This window comes from Stenotrophomonas sp. STK16_22, assembly GCF_051984505.1.
Taxonomy (GTDB): domain Bacteria; phylum Pseudomonadota; class Gammaproteobacteria; order Xanthomonadales; family Xanthomonadaceae; genus Stenotrophomonas; species Stenotrophomonas maltophilia_A.
In genome coordinates this window covers 2,462,346-2,480,624 of record NZ_CP196972.1, presented here as the reverse complement: position 1 = coordinate 2,480,624, position 18,279 = coordinate 2,462,346, and the positions used below count along the sequence as shown (strand labels likewise).

20 protein-coding genes are annotated in these 18,279 nt (G+C 67.6%); 11 read left to right on the top strand and 9 right to left on the bottom strand.

What is annotated here, in order from left to right; genetic code table 11:
* Positions 1-23: 23 nt before the first annotated feature.
* A complete protein-coding gene (locus ACSYAO_RS11450; protein WP_049462661.1) occupies positions 24-767 on the bottom strand; it encodes an SDR family oxidoreductase in 744 nt (247 codons plus the stop codon).
* A 106-nt stretch (positions 768-873) separates the two neighbouring features.
* Here ACSYAO_RS11450 and ACSYAO_RS11445 point away from each other — a divergent pair, with 106 nt between their 5' ends.
* Positions 874-1,767, top strand: a complete 894-nt coding sequence (locus ACSYAO_RS11445) for a LysR family transcriptional regulator (protein ID WP_049462660.1) — start codon at positions 874-876, stop codon at positions 1,765-1,767.
* Between the two features lie 65 nt (positions 1,768-1,832).
* Here the strand turns inward: ACSYAO_RS11445 and ACSYAO_RS11440 are convergent, their stop codons facing one another.
* From ACSYAO_RS11440 to ACSYAO_RS11420, 5 genes are all read right to left on the bottom strand, one after another.
* Positions 1,833-3,200: a heavy metal sensor histidine kinase gene (locus ACSYAO_RS11440; RefSeq protein WP_049462659.1), complete on the bottom strand. Its 1,368-nt coding sequence runs from the start codon at positions 3,198-3,200 to the stop codon at positions 1,833-1,835.
* On the bottom strand, positions 3,197-3,895 hold the full coding sequence (locus tag ACSYAO_RS11435) for a heavy metal response regulator transcription factor (RefSeq protein WP_049462658.1): 699 nt from the start codon (positions 3,893-3,895) through the stop codon (positions 3,197-3,199). Before ACSYAO_RS11435 ends, ACSYAO_RS11440 begins: the two co-directional genes overlap by 4 nt.
* Before the next feature lie 45 nt (positions 3,896-3,940).
* On the bottom strand, positions 3,941-4,825 hold the full coding sequence (copD, locus tag ACSYAO_RS11430; protein ID WP_049462657.1) for a copper homeostasis membrane protein CopD: 885 nt from the start codon (positions 4,823-4,825) through the stop codon (positions 3,941-3,943).
* A gap of 10 nt (positions 4,826-4,835) precedes the next feature.
* A complete protein-coding gene (gene copC, locus ACSYAO_RS11425) occupies positions 4,836-5,213 on the bottom strand; it encodes a copper homeostasis periplasmic binding protein CopC (protein ID WP_049462656.1) in 378 nt (125 codons plus the stop codon).
* 110 nt (positions 5,214-5,323) lie between these two features.
* On the bottom strand, positions 5,324-6,178 hold the full coding sequence (locus ACSYAO_RS11420; protein ID WP_049462655.1) for a helix-turn-helix transcriptional regulator: 855 nt from the start codon (positions 6,176-6,178) through the stop codon (positions 5,324-5,326).
* A gap of 188 nt (positions 6,179-6,366) precedes the next feature.
* On the opposite strand from ACSYAO_RS11420, the gene ACSYAO_RS11415 reads away from it, so the two are divergent.
* Positions 6,367-8,499, top strand: coding sequence for a TonB-dependent receptor (locus ACSYAO_RS11415; RefSeq protein ID WP_197655831.1), 2,133 nt, complete (start codon positions 6,367-6,369; stop codon positions 8,497-8,499).
* Positions 8,500-8,561: 62 nt separating this feature from the next.
* On the opposite strand, the gene ACSYAO_RS11410 is transcribed toward ACSYAO_RS11415, so the two are convergent.
* Positions 8,562-9,038, bottom strand: coding sequence for a MerC domain-containing protein (locus ACSYAO_RS11410; protein WP_049462653.1), 477 nt, complete (start codon positions 9,036-9,038; stop codon positions 8,562-8,564).
* Positions 9,039-9,070: 32 nt separating this feature from the next.
* On the opposite strand from ACSYAO_RS11410, the gene ACSYAO_RS11405 reads away from it, so the two are divergent.
* From ACSYAO_RS11405 to ACSYAO_RS11370, 8 genes are all read left to right on the top strand, one after another.
* Positions 9,071-9,604 carry a ZrgA family zinc uptake protein gene (locus tag ACSYAO_RS11405; protein ID WP_049462652.1) on the top strand — a complete coding sequence of 178 codons (534 nt, stop codon included), beginning with the start codon at positions 9,071-9,073 and terminating at the stop codon, positions 9,602-9,604.
* Entirely contained in the window at positions 9,601-10,296 is a 696-nt protein-coding gene (locus ACSYAO_RS11400) for an ATP-binding cassette domain-containing protein (protein WP_032129457.1), read from the top strand. Before ACSYAO_RS11405 ends, ACSYAO_RS11400 begins: the two co-directional genes overlap by 4 nt.
* Entirely contained in the window at positions 10,289-11,542 is a 1,254-nt protein-coding gene (locus ACSYAO_RS11395; protein WP_149908531.1) for an ABC transporter permease, read from the top strand. The genes ACSYAO_RS11400 and ACSYAO_RS11395 overlap by 8 nt, the downstream gene beginning before the upstream one ends.
* Positions 11,543-11,544: 2 nt before the next feature.
* A complete protein-coding gene (locus ACSYAO_RS11390) occupies positions 11,545-12,096 on the top strand; it encodes a DUF3299 domain-containing protein (RefSeq protein WP_149908530.1) in 552 nt (183 codons plus the stop codon).
* Positions 12,086-12,706 carry a DUF3299 domain-containing protein gene (locus ACSYAO_RS11385; RefSeq protein WP_049462650.1) on the top strand — a complete coding sequence of 207 codons (621 nt, stop codon included), beginning with the start codon at positions 12,086-12,088 and terminating at the stop codon, positions 12,704-12,706. Before ACSYAO_RS11390 ends, ACSYAO_RS11385 begins: the two co-directional genes overlap by 11 nt.
* A 17-nt stretch (positions 12,707-12,723) precedes the next feature.
* Entirely contained in the window at positions 12,724-13,452 is a 729-nt protein-coding gene (locus tag ACSYAO_RS11380; protein ID WP_149908596.1) for a hypothetical protein, read from the top strand.
* 151 nt (positions 13,453-13,603) lie between these two features.
* Positions 13,604-15,136 carry an MFS transporter gene (locus tag ACSYAO_RS11375; RefSeq protein WP_149908529.1) on the top strand — a complete coding sequence of 511 codons (1,533 nt, stop codon included), beginning with the start codon at positions 13,604-13,606 and terminating at the stop codon, positions 15,134-15,136.
* Between the two features lie 4 nt (positions 15,137-15,140).
* The gene (locus ACSYAO_RS11370; protein WP_100434731.1) at positions 15,141-15,698 is read left to right on the top strand and encodes a TetR/AcrR family transcriptional regulator; all 558 of its coding nucleotides are present in this window, start codon (positions 15,141-15,143) and stop codon (positions 15,696-15,698) included.
* Positions 15,699-15,814: 116 nt separating this feature from the next.
* On the opposite strand, the gene ACSYAO_RS11365 is transcribed toward ACSYAO_RS11370, so the two are convergent.
* Positions 15,815-16,696, bottom strand: coding sequence for an AraC family transcriptional regulator (locus ACSYAO_RS11365; RefSeq protein ID WP_149908528.1), 882 nt, complete (start codon positions 16,694-16,696; stop codon positions 15,815-15,817).
* Between the two features lie 106 nt (positions 16,697-16,802).
* On the opposite strand from ACSYAO_RS11365, the gene ACSYAO_RS11360 reads away from it, so the two are divergent.
* Complete coding sequence (locus ACSYAO_RS11360; protein WP_149908527.1) at positions 16,803-17,339, top strand: carboxymuconolactone decarboxylase family protein; 537 nt, start codon at positions 16,803-16,805, stop codon at positions 17,337-17,339.
* Positions 17,340-17,409: 70 nt separating this feature from the next.
* Here the strand turns inward: ACSYAO_RS11360 and fdhD are convergent, their stop codons facing one another.
* Complete coding sequence (gene fdhD / locus ACSYAO_RS11355; protein ID WP_149908526.1) at positions 17,410-18,249, bottom strand: formate dehydrogenase accessory sulfurtransferase FdhD; 840 nt, start codon at positions 18,247-18,249, stop codon at positions 17,410-17,412.
* Between the last annotated feature and the right edge of the window lie 30 nt (positions 18,250-18,279).

The window sequence follows — 18,279 nt, the reverse complement described above, 5'->3', positions numbered from 1 at the left end:
CGCCCACCAAGGTGGGCGACTACCTACACCATCCCGCCATTGGCGCGCAGCACCTGGCCGTTGATCCACCCGCCATCGGCACCGGCCAGGAAGGCCACCGCACCGGCGATGTCCTCCGGCGTACCCAACCGTTCCAGGGGATTCATCTTCGCCAACCGCTCGATCAGTTCCGGTGACTTGCCCTCCAGGAACAGGTCGGTGGCGGTCGGGCCGGGGGCCACCGTGTTCACCGTGATGTTGCGCCCACGCAGCTCCTTGCTGAGGATCGCTGCCATCGTTTCCACCGCCGCCTTGCTGGCCGCGTACACGCTGTAGTTCTCCAGCCTGATGCCGACCACGCTGGTGGACAGGCTGATCAGGCGGCCGCCGTCGCGCACCCGTCGTGCACTTTCGCGCAGCACGTTGAACGCGCCCTTGAGGTTGATGCCGATCACCCGCTCGAACAACGCGTCATCGCTGTCGGCCAGCGGCGCCAGCTGCAGCACGCCGGCGCTGTTCACCACCACGTCGATACCGCCGAAGCGGGCCTCGATGGCGTCGAACAGCTGGCGCACCGCCTGCGGGTCCGCCACATCGGCCTGCAGCGCGATGGCCTGCGCGCCAGTGGCCGTGAGTTCGGCGGCCAGTGCCTCGGCATCGTCGCGGCGGCCGGCGTAGTTGATCGCCACGGCATGGCCGTCGGCGGCCAGGCGGCGCGAAATGGCCGCGCCGATGCCACGGGAACCGCCGGTGACCAGGGCGACGCGGCGGGCGGAGGAGGTGGGCATGGTTGGTTCCAGCAGGGCGCGCCGGACTGGCGCAGTGCCATCTTCGCCATCTCATCAGTTCGGATAATCATGCATAATCCGCCAACATCATCCGGATTGCCGAACAATGGACCGATTCACGGCCATGCGTGCCTTCGTCCGTATCGTCGAGCGCCGCAGCTTCACCCGGGCCTCCGAGGACCTGGGCCTGCCGCGGGCCACGGTGACCGATGCGATCAAGGCACTGGAGAATCGGCTGGGCGTGCGCCTGCTGCACCGGACCACCCGGCTGGTGGTGCCCACCCTGGAGGGCGAGGCCTTCTATGGCCGTTGCCTGCGCCTGATCGCCGACATGGACGACGCCGAAGCCGCGTTCCGTGACGTGCCGCCGCGCGGCCCGCTGCGGATTGAAGTGCATGGCACGCTGGGCCGGCACCTGCTGTTTCCGCATCTGCCGGACTTCCTGCAGCATTACCCCGAGATCGAACTGGAGGTCAGCGAAGGCGACCGCTATGTCGACCTGCTGCGCGAAGGCGTGGATGCGGCGTTGCGGGTGGGGACCCTGGCCGACAGCGATCTGGCGGCGCGCCGGTTGACGATGTTGCGGGAAGTTACGGTGGCCGCACCGGGCTATGTGCAGGCGCACGGTGTGCCCGAGACCATCGAATCACTGGAGCAAGGCCACCAGATGGTCGGCTATCGCTCCAGCGCCACCGGCCAGCTGATTCCGCTTGAGTTCCAGCAGGGTGGGCAGGTGCGCTATGTGCCGCTGCCCGCGCGGGTGAGGGTTTCCGGCGCGGACGCATTCCTTGGTGCCGCCTTGGCGGGTCTCGGCATCATCCAGGCACCGCGCTACCGGATGGCCCCCTACATCGCGAGCGGGCAGCTGGTCGAGCTGTTGCCGGACGCGCCGCCGACACCGAGTCCACTGAGCCTGGTCTACCCCCGCAACCGCACACCGTCGCCGCGGCTGCGGGTGTTCATCGACTGGGTGGCCGGGGTGTTCGACCAGATGAGGTAGTGCCGGCCGCTGGCCGGCAACTGCAACACGCGTGATGTGCCAAGGTTGCCGGCCAGCGGCCGGCACTACCGGGCTGATGCGCTTGGCAGCACCAGCTCGAACACGGTGCCGGTTTCATCGGAGGTCACGCTTACCGTTCCGCCATGCGCCTGTGCAATCGCACGGGTGATCGCCAGGCCCAGTCCGGCACCTTCGTGGCGGCCACGCTCGCCGCGATAGAAGCGATCGAACAGGCGCGGCAGTGCTGCTTCGGCAATCGGCGGGCCGAGATTGTGCACGCTGACCCTGCACACGCCATCGCCCTCGACCAGCTGCACCCGCACCTCGCTGCCCACGGCTGCGTGCTTCAACGCATTCGACAGCAGATTGGCGATCGCCCGGTGCAGCATCAGACGGTTGCCTTCCACGCTCGCCACGCCGTCGCGGCGCAGGGTCAATTGCCGGTCCTCGGCCAGCAGGTCATAGAACTCCAGCAGCGAATCCACCACCGCATCCAGCGCCACCGGCTCACGCGAGGGCAGTGCGCCCGGCGCTTCGGCCTGCGCCAGGTACAGCAGGTCGCCTACGGTCTGCGCCAGCTGCTGCAGCTCCTCGGCACACGACGCCAGCGTCTCGCGGTAGGCCTCGTTGCTGCGCGGGTGGGCCAGCACCACCTGTACCTGGGTCAGCATGTTGGTGATCGGCGTGCGCAGCTCATGGGCCAGATCACCAGAGAACTCGGTCAGGCGCGCGAAGTCCTGCTGCAGGCGCGCCAGCATGCCGTTGAGTGTCTGTGCCAGCTGTTCCAGTTCGGCCGGTGCCGTGCGCGCGCTCAGACGCCGCTGCAATCGACCGGCGGTGATCTGCCGGGCTTCATCGGCCAACGTGCGCAGCGGTCGCAGCGTGCGTCGCACTACGTAGCCGCCGAGCAGGCTGCTGGCCACGGCGGCGCCGATGATGGCGATCGCCAGAAGATGGCGGAAGCGCTGCAGGAAATCGGCATGGCGGTCGTCATCGATGGCCAGCAGGGTGACCAGCTGGCTGCCGTCGGCCAGGGTCTGCCGCAGGTGCAGGGCATGCATGCAGCGACCATCGTCGAGAATCCAGTCGTGCCGCCGTGGCGCGGCGTCGATGGGCTGGCTGCGTGCGTGCTCGCGCAGCAGTGCAGGTGCGGTCGAGAACAGCACGGCTCCGTGGCCATCGACAATGTGGAAGGCGATATCGGGATGATGGCTGAGCGCCTCTGCCAACCGCGGGCCGCGTGCGGCGGCGGGCCCATTGCCAGCAATATCGCGGATCAATGCAACCTTGTTCTCCAGTTCGATGAAGTCCTGGGCGACAAGGTCATGGCGGGCGCTGACATAGATGGCCACGCCCAATGCGGCCAGCACCAGCGTGGCCACGATGGCGAACAGCAGGGTCAGCCGCACCGCGATGGAACGGCGCAGGCTCATCCGTTGCTCACAGCGCCGTCGTCTGGTGCTTCGAGCACGTAGCCCATGCCGCGCACGGTAATGATCAGCTTGGCGTCGAAATCATCGTCGATCTTCGCGCGCAGGCGGCGGATCGCCACATCAATGACATTGGTGTCGCTGTCGAAGTTCATGTCCCACACCTGCGAGGCGATCAGCGAGCGCGGCAGCACTTCGCCACGGCGGCGTGCCAGCAGCTCCAGCAGGGTGTACTCCTTCTGGCTGAGCGCGATGCGCTGGCCGCCACGCTCCACCCGGCGGCGCTGGGTATCCACCACCAGGTCGGCGATGACGATGCGTTCGGCCTGCGGCAGCGCCTGGCCACGGCGCAGCAGCGTGCGCACGCGTGCCAGCAGCTCGGCGAAGGCGAACGGCTTGCCCAGGTAATCATCGGCCCCAAGCTCCAGGCCCTGCACGCGGTCGGCGATGCTGCTGCGCGCGGTCAGGAACAGTACCGGCACCTGCCAGCCGGCCTCGCGCAGCCGCGACAGCACACTCCAGCCATCCAGACCGGGCAGCATCACATCGAGAATGACCAGCTGGTACTCGCCGCTACCGGCCAGGTGCAGCCCGTCGACGCCGTTGCAGGCGAGATCGACCACGTAGCCGGCCTCGATCAGGCCCTGGCGCAGGTAGTTGCCGGTCTTGGGTTCGTCTTCGACGATCAGCAGTTTCATGGTGCGCCCATCATCGCAGCTTGGGCGTGGGCTGGCTGCGCAGTCTCATGCCAGCGGATCCAGCGTGCCGAGAATCGCGACACAGGCCAGCACCAGCAGCGCCAGTACCGATTCGCAGGCCAGGCTGTGGCGCAGTGAACGCAGCGGCCTGGGCTGCCAGCCACCCCGGATGGAGACCGCCAGCGCCGGCACCAGCCGCCAGCGATGCAGCGCGGCCAGGCCCAGCATGCCACCCACCAGTGCCAGCTTGAGCAGCAGCCAGCGTCCATGCGCGGCGCCGGTCAGGGTCTGTATGGAACCGCCGAGATCGACATAGGTATAGGTGCCGGTCATCGCCAGCAGGGCGACGATGATCGTGCCGGGCAGGGCGAAGCCGTGCGCGGCCTGCCATAGCTCGTGGGTGCGTTCGCGCAGGCGCAGGCCCTGGCGGCGCAGTGCCAGCTGCACGATGGCGGCGATCGCACCGATCCAGGCACCGGCCGCCAGCAGGTGCACGATGCCGGCAGCAAGACGCAGCCGGCCAGCGACCCCATCGCCAGCAGCGGCGTGGCCGTTCCAGGCGAGGCTGGCCAGGGTCACCGCCGAGAGTGCCAGCAGTGCAGGACGGCGCAGGCCCTGCACCGGGCGATTGACTGCCAGCAGCGGCAGCATCGCCAGCAGGGCCAGGATGCGCAGCAGTCCCGCCTCGCCCACCGGCGTACCGGTAAGAAACCAGCGCGCTGTCTCGCCATCGATGTCGACCGGTGATATGCCAAGCACGCCGGACAATCGGGTGACCGCATCGATGCCGACCAGCACCAGTGCCACCAGAACGAGGGCCAGCGAGACGCTGCGCGGCAGTCCGGGGCGGACGAACAGCATCCGCCCGAACAGCAGCATCAGGGCCAGATACAGCGCCAGCCGCAGCGCGTATGGCGAAAGCTCGGCCACAGCGATGGCCTTACTTCACGGTGAAGCTGTAGGTGCCGGTGATCGGATGGCTGTCCTGGCCGACCGCGCGCCACTGCAGTGCGTAACTGCCGGCGGGCAGCGGCTTGGCAAAGCGCGCGCGCAGGGTGTGGCCGTCCTCGGAGATCTCCTGCGCCGTGGTTGGCATCGCCATCTTCATGCGGCCGTGGTCCATGCTCAGTTCGATGCGGGTGGCACGCGGCATCACCTTCTCACTGAACTGCAGCTCGATCTGGCTGGCCGGGGCCACGGTGGCATCGGCCGCTGGCGTCGAACGCACCAGGCTGGGATGGGCCAGCGCCAGCGGCGCGGCCGAAAGGCCGGACAGCAGCAGGGCGAGCGGGGCGACGCGGAACAGGGAGCGGGTCATATGCGGATCACCGATGAGGAAGTGGCCTGCAGGGTGACGTCCACCGCCTTTCGAGGCCCTGACCTGGACATTACCAGTTTGTAATGTTGGCGGCCGGCCAGCGGCCGGCACTACCGGGCCCGTGACTGCGCGATCCATGCTGACGGCGAACAACCGACCACACGCCGGAACGCCGCGCTGAACTTGCTGGGATTGGCATATCCGCTGGCCAGCGCAACCTCGGTGACACGCCGGCCCTGCGCGAGTTCGGCGCGCGCCCGCTGCATGCGGTGCTCGGTCAGGAACGCATAGGGCGGCAGGCCAGTGGCCGCACGCAGCGCGCGGCCGAACGTCGCGGCCTCCATCTGCACTGCAGCGGCCAGCTGTGGAACGGTCAGCGCCTGGCCGTGTTGCGCGTCGATGTAGGCCTCCAGTTGTCGCAACCGTCGGGCCGACAGTGGGGACACCGTGCCACGCGCCTGGCGCGGCTGACCGGCAAGCTGACCCAGGCGGTGCAGCAGCACCTGCGCGCCATGCTCGAGGAGGCCGGGCAGGCAAACATCAGCCTGCGCGCTGCACCACAGCGCCTGCAGCACCGAAGTAATCACCGGGTCGTGGTGCAGCCGCGCCGCCAGCGGCTGCAGCTGTTGCAACTGCTGCGGATCCTGCGGATGCAGGTGGGTATCGATGGCGATGCCGAGCAGATCGACCGCGGGGCTGGCATAGGTGCCGGTGTCTCCCGGCAGCACCAGATTGAACTGGCCGGGCCGCCACGGCGCCTGCAGAAGACCGCTGAGGGTGTGCTGCTGCAGCCGACCGCCGCCGCCCACGGCCAGGCCCAGGCGCAGTTGCTGCGGATGTCCCATCTCACCTTCGCTGGCATCGAAGCGATGGCGCAGCAGCACCACCGCACCATCGTGGCTGGCGTAGGCCGCAGGGGCCTGCGACCGGGTTTCCTGCAGCAGCTGGTCGGCGAGGGCGGGCATCACGGATCCGGGAATGGAGCGGCGCTGCCGGAAATGGAGTGGCGGCAGGACGCGAATGTTACAGGATAACACTCTTGTCCCGCGCTGCCGCCGCCCGCGCGTCCGCCACTCCATCCGTCGAGGTTCCCGCTTTGAAGTCGTCCACGCCTGCTGCCGCGCTCATCGCAGCATCCCTGCTCGTTCCTGCCTTGCCCGCCCTTGCCCAGCAGGCCGACCCGGCCACGCTCGACGGTGTCCGCGTCACCGGTTCCAAGCGCGATACCCCATACCTGAAGAGCGATCTGTCGGTGACGGTGCTCGACAGGCAGGCGCTGAAAGAAGCGGGCGTCATCGAGTTCCGTGACCTCGACAAGCTCGCGCCCAACGTGAAGTTCAATGCGATGGGGCAGCTCAGCAACATGTTCATCTCGATCCGCGGCATCGAGTCCAATCCATTCCTGGTCAATCGTGCCTCGGTCTACATCGATGGCATTCCGTTCCGCGAGCTGAGCAATGCCGTGCTCAACCAGGTCAAGTCGGTGGAGGTGCTGCGCGGCCCGCAGGGCACGCTGTACGGCGCCAACAGCGAATCCGGCCTGGTACTGGTGCGCACACGCGGCCCGGCTGATGCACGCGAGGGCGAGATCAATGTGCGCAGCACCTGGTTCGGCAACGGCAATGGCACCTCTCTCGACGGCTTCCTGGCAGGGCCGCTGAACAAGACGGACAGCCTGTCCGGCTCGGTGGCGTTCACGGGCTCCGACGAGGATGCATACCTGAAGAACCTCACGCCTTCCGGTGCACGCGGCAAGGTCGGCGAAGGCTACCTGCAGGGCAAGCTGCGCTGGCGGCCGAGCGACTACGTTTCGGTGAACGCGCTGGCCTACCACCTGCGCACCCGCGCGCCGGGCATGTTCGAGTATGAATACCTGCCGCTGGATACCGGCCTCTACAACCGCACCTACGGCACCTCGCTCAATGGCGGGCGCCGTGCCGGTGACTTCACCTACATCAACGATGCGCCCAAGCGCACCGAAAAGGACGAAACGGTGGGCGGCCTCAGTGCGCAATGGCAGCTGCAGGCCGGCACGCTGGACGTGGCCGCTTCCTGGCGGGACGAGGAGGTGACCTCGGCCGGCTACGACTTCGACATGACCAACAGCCCGGCATTGGCCGGTCGCATCTACGACAGGAAGAAGGAATGGACGGCCGAGGCGCGCTTCAGCTCGCCCAGCGACCAGGCGCTGACCTGGATGGCCGGTGTGTCGACCTACCGCAACAGCAAGGATTCGATCCTCGGCACCTTCGTCGGCCCGGCGCTGCATGGGCTGGACAGCTACAACCTGGCACCGCGGCAGACCTCCAAGGGCGAGGACTACAGCGTCTTCGCCACCGCCAGCTACACCTTCCCGGGGCTGCCCAAGCTGACCGCCAGCGCCGGCCTGCGCCATGAGCAGGCGCGGCGTTCCACCGAACAGCGCGCCGGTGCGCTGGACCTGGGCGCCGGCGGCCGCGTGCTGTATCGCGATGCCGCACTGGCGCACACCTTCTCGGCCACGTTGCCGCGGGTGTCGCTGCGCTACGACGCCACCGACGATCTGTCGTTCTATGCGGCATCGGCGAAGGGCTATATTCCGGGTGGCTTCAATCTGGCCGCGGCGCAGAGCGATGTGGTCAACGACAAGGTACTGCGCTACGAATCCGAGCGCATGTGGAGCCATGAGCTGGGCTTCAAGATGAACCTGGCCGGAGGTCGTGGCCACATCGGCGGCGCGCTGTTCCACATCACCTCGGACAAATGGCAGGAGATCCAGGTGGCCACCGATGCCAACGGCCGCCCGATCTCGTCGGACTACGTAGGTTCGGATGCCTCGATCCGTTCGCGCGGTGCCGAGCTGGAGGGCGTGTTTGAAGTGCTGCCGGGCTTCACCCTGATGGCGAATGTGGGCTACGTCGATGCGAAGTACACCAAGCTGTGGGTCAGCGTGGACCAGAACCTGGATGGCAAGCGGGTCAAGCTGACCCCTCATTACACTGGCTATCTGGCGGCGCGCTATCAGTTCGACTCAGGCATCCATGCACGGCTGGAATCGCAGTTCACCGGCTCCAGTGCACTGGATGAACGCAACCGCGCGTTCCAGCCCGCAGTGGCCGTGCTCGGTGCGCAGCTGGGCTATGAGACCGGGCCGTGGAGCGCGCGGGTGTTCGTGCAGAACCTGACCAACAAGCGCCGCATCAATGGCCTGATCTTCGACAACCTGGCCTTCGGGCGCGACGGAAACTACTACGGCCCGGTCGACAGCCCGCGCATCTTCGGCGCGGAAGTGGGTTACCGCTTCTGACGAATCCACGGTAGATCCACGCCAAGCGTGGATGGCGGCACCCCGCCGGGCATGGCCCGGCGCTACCGTGGGCCGTGCAATGCCCGCCGGTTGCCGATGTGCGCGCATGCCAGCAGCACGCCACCGCAGGCGGTGGCCACGCCATGCCACAGCAGCGATTCCTTCAGCGGCAGGTACAGCGACGCCGACACCAGCAGGATCGCGCCAACCACGGCCAGCCGCATCGGCAGCCAGCGCCCATGCCGGTACAGCCCGGCCGTGGTACTGGCCAGCGCCAGAGTCGAGGCCATCAATGCAAACAACCATTCCCAGCGCGACATCATCAACAGCAGCGTCATCACACCGTGGCCGGGGTGCTGGAACGAGCGCAGCGCCATCATTGCCGCCGGCACGAAGGCCAGCAGCAGGGGCAGGGCGATGCAATGGGCGGCGCAGGCCAGCGACAGCCAGGCGCCGGCCAGATCGAAACGGGGATGCCAGCGTGCCGAAGTTGGCGGCTGGGCCAGAGCCCTTGCGGGGGTCGGGGGGATGTGGTCCATTATGTTACATAGTAACAATTGGAGTCTCCCCCATGAAGCTTCCTGCTGCTCTTTTCCTGCTGCTGGCTGCCAACGCGGCTCAGGCACACGATGTCCGCCAGCACGCGCCACACGTGCACGGCCAGGCCACTGTTGATCTCGCTCTCGACCAGGGAACGCTGGAGTTCGCCCTGCAGGCGCCGGGCATCGGCATTCTTGATTTCGAGCGACCGCCCGCCAACGCGACCGAGCAGGCGGCACTGTCGCGCGCCACGGCATTGCTGAAGGGCGGCAGCTGGGTCACCCTGCCCACCGCCGCCAACTGCCGCCTGGCCAGCAGTGACGCCAGTGCCGAAGGCTTCGCTGCGACCGCCGCTGTGCCAGCGGCCGGGCAGCATCGCCACGCCGGTTTCAGTGCCAACCTGCAGTATCGCTGCACGAATCCGAGTGCATTGCGCGCCCTGGTCGTGCGCCTGCCGGTGCTGTTCCCCGGGTTGCACGAAGTCATCGTCAACAGTGCGACGGCCAACGGCCAGGACCGCAGCGTGCTGAGTGCCGACAACCTGCGCGTGGTGCTGGCGCCGTGAGCACGCCAGCGGTGATCGCCCTGGAGGATGTGCAGTTCGGCTACGCAACACGCCTGGTGCTGGATATCCCGCAGCTGCTGATAGAGCAGGGCAGCAGCGTGCTGTTGCGTGGAGTGAGCGGTGGCGGCAAGAGCACCTTGCTCGGCCTGCTGGCCGGCGTCCTGCTGCCCGGCAGGGGGCGCGTCGAAGTGGCGGGTCACGCGCTGCAGATGATGCGGGGTGCCGCGCGTGATCGCTTTCGTGCCGATCACCTGGGCGTGATTTTCCAGCAGTTCAACCTGCTGCCGTTCCTCAGCGTGCGCGACAACATCGCGCTGGGCCTGCGCTTTTCTCCGGTGCGCAGCGAGCGCATCAGCGGGCCGCTGGACGATGAGATCCTGCGCCTGCTGGAAGCGCTGCAGCTGGATCCGGCGCTGTCCAAGCGTGCGGCCGGCACCCTGAGTGTCGGCCAGCAGCAACGCGTGGCCGCTGCACGTGCGCTGATCGGCCGGCCGGCGGTGCTGCTGGCCGACGAGCCGACCTCGGCGCTGGATCGCCAAGCCGCGACCGCCTTCCTGCAGCTGATGTCCGCACAGTGCCGGGCCGCCGGTACCACGGTTCTGGTGGTCAGCCACGATGAAAGCCTGCAGCCCTTGTTCGACCGCACCATCGCGTTGTCGCAGATCAATCACGCAGGTGGCACCCATGCTTGAACTTGCCTGGGCCAGCCTGCGCAGCCGCGCATTGAGCGTCAGTCTCACCGTGCTGGTGATCACCCTCAGCGTGGTGCTGCTGCTCGGTGTTGAGCGCGTGCGCACGCAGGCGCATGAAGGTTTCGCCAGCACCGTTTCAGGCACGGACCTGATCGTCGGTGCCCGCTCCGGCCCGGTGAACCTGCTGCTGTATTCGGTGTTCCATATCGGCGACCCGACCAACAACGTGTCCTGGCAGTCCTACCAGGAGCTGTCCTCGCTGCCGCAGGTGAAGTGGGCGGTGCCACTGTCGCTGGGCGATTCGTGGCGCGGCTACCGGGTGGTCGGCACCAGTGGTGGCTATTTCGAGCACTACCGCTACGGCGCGGGCCATGCGCTTGCGTTCGCGCAGGGGCGGCCATTCGATGATCTGTACGATGCAGTGATCGGTGCCGAGGTGGCGCGCGCGCAGAAGGTCGGTGTTGGCGACGAGATCGTGCTGGCGCACGGCACCGGCGCAGTCACCCTGGCCACGCACGCCGACAAACCGTTCCGCGTGGCCGGCATCCTGCAGCGCACCGGCACACCGGTGGATTCGTCGCTGCTGGTCTCGCTGCCGGCCATCGAGGCGATCCATGTCGACTGGCGTTCTGGTGTGCAGCTGCGCAGCCAGAGTGTCAGCGCCGAGCAGGCGCGCCATCTGGACCTGACCCCGACCAGCATCACCGCCTTCATGCTCGGCCTGAATTCGCGCATCGCCACGTTCTCGGTACAGCGCAGGATCAACGAGTATCCGGATGAGGCGATGCTGGCGATCCTGCCCGGCGTGACCCTGCAGCAGCTGTGGCAGTCACTGGGCACGGCCGAGCGGGCTCTGCAGCTGATCAGCGCGATGGTGGTGCTGCTGGGCATGTTCTCGCTGGTGGCGCTGCTGGTCTCGACCCTGCAGGAGCGCCGGCGCGAGATGGCGGTGCTGCGTGCCATCGGTGCACGCCCTGGCTATATCGCCAGCCTGCTGGTGGTGGAAGCGGTGGCGACCAGCGCGCTTGCCTGCGTGCTCGCACTGGCCGCACTGGTGGTGGCCAGCCTGGCCGGGCGCGGCTGGGCGCTGGCCAACTTCGGCCTGTCGATCACCCACATCTGGCCGGATGGCCGCGAACTGGCGTGGGTCGCGGGTGTGCTGGCGATCAGCGCGGTGGCCGGCCTGGTACCGGCGCTGCTGGCCTATCGGCGCACGCTGGCCGATGGCCTGTCACCCGGGGGCTGAGCATGCGCTGGTTGCCGCTGTTGCCAATCTTGCTGGTGCTGACCGCCTGCGAACGCCCGGTCGATACCGGCGTGCAGGCGCTGACACCGTCGCCGGTGATCGATCGCGATGCCCCGGCAGCTGCGGAGGAACAGGAACTGGACTGGTTGCAGATGATGCCGAAGGAAGAACTGGCGGCGCTGGAGCGCGGCGAGGGCCCGGAGGTGGAGCACAACGGCAACCGGCGCATGCCGCAGTTCGGTACGTTCCGCACCGTGGACACCGTATTGCAGCGGCCGGTGCGCTTGCCGGGTTATGTAGTGCCGCTGGCCAACGCGGAGGACGGGCGGCTGACCGAATTCCTGTTCGTGCCGTACTACGGCGCCTGTATCCATGTGCCGCCGCCACCGCCGAACCAGATCGTGCACGTGGTGCTGCCGCGCCCGATCGAGATGCCGGACATGTATTCGCCGTTCTTCCTGGCCGGCACACTGCGTGCCGAACGGTTGGATGACGATCTGGCCGGCTCCGCCTATACCATGCGTGACGCACAGTTGAGGCCTTATGAGCCGTAGTCATCTGCTGTTGGTGCTGGGATGCGTCTGGTTGGCAGGCTGTACGTCGCCGGGCGACGATGCCGTCGTGGTCACGCCGCAGGGCAAACCGGCGCCCTCCGCCACGACCGAAGCGCCCATCGCTCGCTGGGACGCGTTGCGGCCCGACGAAGTGACCTACCAGCGTCCGCCGCCGCAGATCGGCCTGTCACGCAATGGCATGGACGGGGTGGGCGGGCTGATCGACGACACCGGCTCGGGCACGCCACCGGGACAGGAAATCGACCATTCCAGCCCGGATCGCGCCAAGCAGTTCGGCTCTTCGCGCGTGGTCGACGCTGTCGACGGTCGCGCGGTGGATCTGGATGGCTACGTGGTGCCGCTGGGCACCAACGACGCGGGACTGGTCGAGGAACTGTTGTTCGTGCCGTTCTACGGGGCCTGCATCCATGTGCCGCCACCGCCACCGAACCAGATCATCCATGTGACCCTGGCCACGCCGATCGCACTGGGCGACCTGTGGGATCCGTACCGGTTGGCCGGTCGCCTGCAGGTCAAGCGCTTCGATGCGGATATCGCCAGCGCGTCCTACGACGCGGCTGCGGCGACACTGACGGCGATCCACAATTGAAGCGCACGCGTTGGATCATCGTTGCGGGCGTGTTGGTCACCAGCGTGGTGTTGCTGGTGTGGTGGCACCTGCGCGTCGACGTGACCGAGCCACCGGCGATCGCCTTCCCGGCACCCGCGACCGATGCCAGCCAGCGCATCGAACAACGCCTCGGCGAAGACCACGCTTTTCGCAACGACGTGCTGTTCCTGCTTGCGGCAACGTTGCGCGACCGCTGCCAGCCGGCACAGACGGGGCTGCTGGCGCGCATGGCCAATCGTGCATCGCTGCCGGTGTTGGCGGCGGTCAGTGCGGTGACCCAGCAGGATCCAACGCTGGACCGGCCGATCTACCAGTACATCCAGCATCGGGCCGACGCCACGCGCTGTGGCCAGCCGCTGCAGATGCCGTTGGCCGGCGGGCGCAGCATGCAGGTGGACATCGAACAGTACGCGCGCACCTTCCCGGACAGCTATTTCGATCCGCAGCGCAGCAGCGAACCGCGTGATTTCGGCGGCCTGTCGCTGCAGCAGCGGGCCGGTAACGCCTGCAACAGCGTGGTGTATTCGGTGTTGCCGCTGGGTGGCACCGATTGGCGATGCAGCAGCCTGCGCGCCAATGCCCGTGCGCGGGTGCGCGGGCTGTGCGAGGACGAACTGCGGCGCCAGCATGGGGGAACGGGCGGGGAACTGGACATGGCCGTGGGGCAGGGCATGCAGGGTGCGGTGGTGTCGGCGATTTCCGCGCTGCCGGAACACTGCCGATAAGCGTTTACCAGTAGAGCCAGGCCATGCCTGGCTGGCGGTTCAGCCAAACAGACTTGCCCCTACAGACCCTGAACTGGTGGATTCCGAAGATCATAACTATACAGGATATCCGGTATAGTTATGGCCGTACTCGATCCCACCAGGTTCTCCCATGGCTTTGTCCCAGCCCCTGGCCGGTGCTCCGGCCCTGTCGCGTGCCCGTCGATGGGCACTGTTGTTCACCGTCGCCGCTGGCCTGCTGCTGGTTACGCTCGACAACTCCGTGCTCTACACCGCACTGCCCACCCTGACCGAGGAACTCTCGGCCAGTGCCGGCCAGGCGCTGTGGATCATCAACGCCTATCCGCTGGTGATGGCCGGCCTGCTGCTGGGCGCGGGCACGCTGGGCGACCGCATCGGCCACCGCCGCATGTTCCTGATCGGCCTGGTGGTGTTCGGCATCGCCTCGCTGGCAGCGGCGTTCGCTGGTACAGCGGCGCAGCTGATTGCCGCGCGCGCGTTCCTGGCGATCGGCGCGGCCGCGATGATGCCGGCCACGTTGGCGTTGATCGGCCTGAGCTTCCACGAAGAGAGAGAGCGCAACATCGCCATCGCGATCTGGGGCTCGGTGGCCATCGTCGGTGCAGCGCTGGGTCCGATCATCGGCGGCTGGCTGCTGCAGCACTTCTGGTGGGGCTCGGTGTTCCTGATCAACGTGCCGGTGGTGGTGGTCGCATTCGTGGCCACGCTGCTGCTGGCACCGGAAGGCCAGCGCGATACCTCGCGGCCGTGGGATCTGGTGTCTTCGTTGCTGGCATTGGCGGCGCTGTCCGGCCTGGTGCTGGCGATCAAGTCACTGATCGCTACGCCGCCGTCGTATGCGCTGGGTGCCGGTGCGCTGTTGCTGGCCGTCATCAGCGGCGCGGCGTTCGCACGTCGCCAGCAGCAGTTGCCGTACCCGTTGCTGGACTTCGCGATCTTCCGCAATCCGGCGTTCCTGGCCGGCACGCTGTCGGCGGTGTTCACCCTGTTCGCGATGGCCGGCCTGCAGCTGGTTACAACCCAGCGCTTCCAGCTGGTGGCAGGCTTCACACCGCTGCAGGCAGGCCTGCTGGTATCGGTGGCGGCGCTGGGCAGCCTGCCCAGTGCGCTGCTGGGTGGCAGCATCCTGCACCGCGTGGGCCTGCGCCCGCTGATCTGCGGCGGTCTCGCCGCAGGTGCGCTGGGTGTCGGCGTGGTGGCGTTCGGCTTCCCGCATGGCCTCGGCTGGGTGGTGGCTGGCATGGCCATCACCGGCTTTGGCATGGGCTCGGCCATCTCGGTGGCGTCCACTGCCATCCTCAACAACGTACCGGCGCACCGCGCGGGCATGGCCTCGTCGGTGGAAGAGGTGTCCTACGAATTCGGTGGCCTGCTGGCGGTGGCGATGCTGGGCAGCCTGAGTGCGGCAATGTACGGTGCCTTCCTGCCGGTCTCGGCGGACATGCCCGAGCTTGCCCGAGAGGGCTTCACGCAGGCGCTGCATGCCGCACGCGAAAGCGGGCAGGGCGAGTGGTTCGCGCTGGCTGCGGCCGCATATGACCGTGGCTACCAGATCGTGCTGCTGGTGATCACGGTGGTGCTGGCAGTGGGTGCGGCGATCATCGCGCGCCTGCTGCGGGGGCGCGTCGGTGGCCGCGAGGGTGCGGCCGATCGCGTAAAATGACGCGATGAGAACCAGCAAGCGCGACCGCATCCTCGACGCCGCCGTCAACGTGATCAATCGTGACGGCGTGCGCGCGGTGACCTTCGAGTCGGTGGCGGCCGAGGCCAAGCTGACCCGTGGCGGCCTGCTGTATCACTTCCCGTCGCGCGAAGCGCTGCTGCGCGGTATCGACGAGCACCTGGTGCAGGCCTGGGAAGCGTCGATGGAGTCGCTGCTGGGCAAGACCGCAGGCGAGGCCACGGCGCTGGAGCGCTACCAGACCTTCGTGCGTGTGTCGGCGCAGAGCGCCACCCGCGCCGAGCTGATGTTCATGCTCGAATCGGCCGACCCGGACGCCGACGAGCGTCCGTGGGGACCGGCAGTGCGGCGCTGGGCACCGTTGCCGCCGTCGGCCGCGGAACAGGATCCGGCCGCGCTCGACAATTTCGTAGCGCGGCTGGCGGCCGATGGCCTGTGGATCTACGAAGCGATGTACGAAGGGCAGCTGGATGAAAGCGTGCGCGCCCAGGTGGCGGAGCGTATCGCCGGGCTGCTGGCGAAGTCTGATGGGACGTCCAGCTGAGCCGTCGACCGACGCGGGGACGCCGCTCTTGGTAGAGCCGACCGCTGGTCGGCTGCTCACGAAAATCCCGCGCTTCGCGCGATAGTCGACCAGCGGTCGACTCTACCCCTCTCCATTTACTCGACCTGCGCTGCACTCGCAGCCAACCACGCCCTCGGCGAAGCCCCCAACCGCTTGCGGAACGCCTTCGACAACGACGCGGTATCGGCAAACCCCACCTCGATCGCCACCTGCTTGACCGCCACACCTGCCCGCAGCTGCGCGCAGGCCAGGCTCAGCCGCCAGTCGAGCAGATAGCTTGCCGGCGTCGCCTGCATCACCTCCTTGAACACGGCTGCGAACGCGCTACGCGACATGCCGGCGGTCGACGCCATGCGCGGCAGCGTCCATTCGTCCTGCGGCGCCTGGTGCATCGCCACCAGCGTGCGTGCCAGCCGCGCGTCGGACAGCCCGCGCATCAGCCCGTGGCTGACCCCGGCCGCATCGGGATGATCCACCACCCAGCGCAGGATCTGGATCAGCGCCACTTCGAACAGCCGGTTGGTCAGCAGCCGCGAACCGCAGCGTTGGCGGTCGGCCTCGGTGAACAGCAGATGCAGGGTGTCGTCCAGTTCGCTGATCGCGGCCAGCGGCACCACCATCACCGGCGGTAGCGACTGCACGATAGGGTTGCGCGCGCCACCATCGAAGTCGAGCGTGGCGCAGGTGAAGTCGGGGCCATCCAGCGGCGCATTGAAGAACACGTGGTGCAGTGGCTGCGGGTACAGCAGCAGGCTGGGGGTGTCGATCTTCAACCGTGGCAGCGCGGTATCGCCATCGGGATGGCGGACCTCCATCTCACCCTGGCGCAGGATATGCAGGAACGCACGACCGGGCTGCGGCTCGAAGACATGGCGCCCGCACAGCGGACCGCTGTGGAACAGCGCGGCCTGCACCCGGAAGCGTTCCAGCAGAGAGGAGAGGCGGTCGGGCGCGGTGGTGTCGAGGGAAATGCTCATGGACGTATGGACAAAAGATGTGGCTGATACGGCCTGATTCGTCCAATAAGTCTACCTAGGATGAGCGGGTCGTCCAATCCCGGGCGCTTTCCCAAGGAGATCCACCATGTCCCGTGTCCGCCTGATCGATGCCGCCAACACCACCGCCGACCGCCAGGCCCTGCTGGGCCAGGTCCACGCCGCCTTCGGTGCCACCCCGGCCATGTTCCGCGCGGTGGCCAATTCGCCGGCCGCCCTGCAGAGCATGTGGGGCTCGTTCGGCGCACTGGGCGGCGGTCGCCTGTCGCCGCTGCTGGGCGAGCAGATCGCCGTCGCCATCGCCAACCGCAATGCCTGCGAATACTGCCTGGCCGCGCACACGGCGCTGGGTCGCAAGGCCGGCGCCAGCAGCGAGCAGATGGCTGCCGCGCAGATCGGCCAGTCCAGCGATCCGGCCACTTCGGCGGCGCTCGACTTCGCGCTGAAGGTGGTCGAGCAACGTGCGCAGATCGCCGACAGTGATGTGCAGGCGTTGCGCGCAGCCGGCTTCGATGACGAGCAGATCGTCGAGATCCTCGCCCATGTGGCGCTCAACCTGTTCACCAACTACGTCAACGTGGCGTTCGACGTGCCGGTGGACTTCCCGAAGGTGGCGCTGCGCTGAGGTACGGTCTGGCCCGGGTGGCAATGGGCCGCCCGGGCCGGTCGAAATGGAGCAGACGGGGTGATCGGCGCTACCTGTCGTCCGCCTGCAGCCGCTCGGGGTGCGTATACACATTGAACCCGCTCTCCCGCGCGAATCCGACCAGGCACAGTCCGGCACTGCGAGCCAGGTCGATCGCCAGCGCGGTCGGCGCCGACACCGCTGCCAGCACGCTGGCACCCGCACGTATCGCCTTGCTGACCATCTCATAGCTGGCGCGGCTGGAAATCACCAGCAACCCACCGTCGATGGCATGCTCGTTGTGATGGAGGGCGCCGATCAGTTTGTCCAACGCATTGTGACGGCCCACATCTTCGCGCACCCAGCCAATCCGCCCGCTGGCATCGGCCCAGGCCGCGGCGTGCGTCGATCCACTCACCGCATTCATCGGCTGATGTTGTGCCAGCGTGGCCAGTGCCCGCTGCAACGCGGCATGCGGATAGGTGCGACGCTCGCGGATCTGCGGCAGCGGGCGCAGCACATCCTCCAGCTGGCGCGTGCCGCACAGGCCGCAGCCACCGCGACCGGGCAGCAGGCGCCCATTGGCCGGATCCAGATCGGCACCTGGTGCGTCTTCGGAAACGGTCATCTGCAGTTCGATGCCCTCCAGCTGCGGGCGGACCTCGATCGACAGCAGTTGCGAGGGCGTAGTGATCAGCCCCTCGCTGAGCGAAAAACCCAGCGCGAAGTCTTCCAGGTCGCAGGGCGTGGCCATCATCACCGCGAAGGCGGCCTCGTTGTAGCGCAGTGCAACCGGCACTTCCTCGGCCACCACGTCGACCTGCTGCTGGTGCCCCTCGCTGCGCCAGCGCTGCAACGGGCGCTGGGCCGTACCGGCAGGCGGGGTGTGCGGCGGGGTCGAGTCAGGCATGCAGCGCGTCCGGGCAAGGGAAATACGCAG

Bases quoted from the DNA above. Each gene is read 5' to 3' on its own strand.
- ACSYAO_RS11450 (WP_049462661.1), bottom strand. From the start codon at position 767: ATGCCCACCTCCTCCGCCCGCCGCGTCGCCCTGGTCACCGGCGGTTCC.
- ACSYAO_RS11445 (WP_049462660.1), top strand. From the start codon at position 874: ATGGACCGATTCACGGCCATGCGTGCCTTCGTCCGTATCGTCGAGCGC.
- ACSYAO_RS11440 (WP_049462659.1), bottom strand. From the start codon at position 3,200: ATGAGCCTGCGCCGTTCCATCGCGGTGCGGCTGACCCTGCTGTTCGCC.
- ACSYAO_RS11435 (WP_049462658.1), bottom strand. From the start codon at position 3,895: ATGAAACTGCTGATCGTCGAAGACGAACCCAAGACCGGCAACTACCTG.
- copC (WP_049462656.1), bottom strand. From the start codon at position 5,213: ATGACCCGCTCCCTGTTCCGCGTCGCCCCGCTCGCCCTGCTGCTGTCC.
- ACSYAO_RS11420 (WP_049462655.1), bottom strand. From the start codon at position 6,178: ATGCCCGCCCTCGCCGACCAGCTGCTGCAGGAAACCCGGTCGCAGGCC.
- ACSYAO_RS11410 (WP_049462653.1), bottom strand. From the start codon at position 9,038: ATGGACCACATCCCCCCGACCCCCGCAAGGGCTCTGGCCCAGCCGCCA.
- ACSYAO_RS11405 (WP_049462652.1), top strand. From the start codon at position 9,071: ATGAAGCTTCCTGCTGCTCTTTTCCTGCTGCTGGCTGCCAACGCGGCT.
- ACSYAO_RS11395 (WP_149908531.1), top strand. From the start codon at position 10,289: ATGCTTGAACTTGCCTGGGCCAGCCTGCGCAGCCGCGCATTGAGCGTC.
- ACSYAO_RS11390 (WP_149908530.1), top strand. From the start codon at position 11,545: ATGCGCTGGTTGCCGCTGTTGCCAATCTTGCTGGTGCTGACCGCCTGC.
- ACSYAO_RS11385 (WP_049462650.1), top strand. From the start codon at position 12,086: ATGAGCCGTAGTCATCTGCTGTTGGTGCTGGGATGCGTCTGGTTGGCA.
- ACSYAO_RS11375 (WP_149908529.1), top strand. From the start codon at position 13,604: ATGGCTTTGTCCCAGCCCCTGGCCGGTGCTCCGGCCCTGTCGCGTGCC.
- ACSYAO_RS11370 (WP_100434731.1), top strand. From the start codon at position 15,141: ATGAGAACCAGCAAGCGCGACCGCATCCTCGACGCCGCCGTCAACGTG.
- ACSYAO_RS11365 (WP_149908528.1), bottom strand. From the start codon at position 16,696: ATGAGCATTTCCCTCGACACCACCGCGCCCGACCGCCTCTCCTCTCTG.
- ACSYAO_RS11360 (WP_149908527.1), top strand. From the start codon at position 16,803: ATGTCCCGTGTCCGCCTGATCGATGCCGCCAACACCACCGCCGACCGC.
- fdhD (WP_149908526.1), bottom strand. From the start codon at position 18,249: ATGCCTGACTCGACCCCGCCGCACACCCCGCCTGCCGGTACGGCCCAG.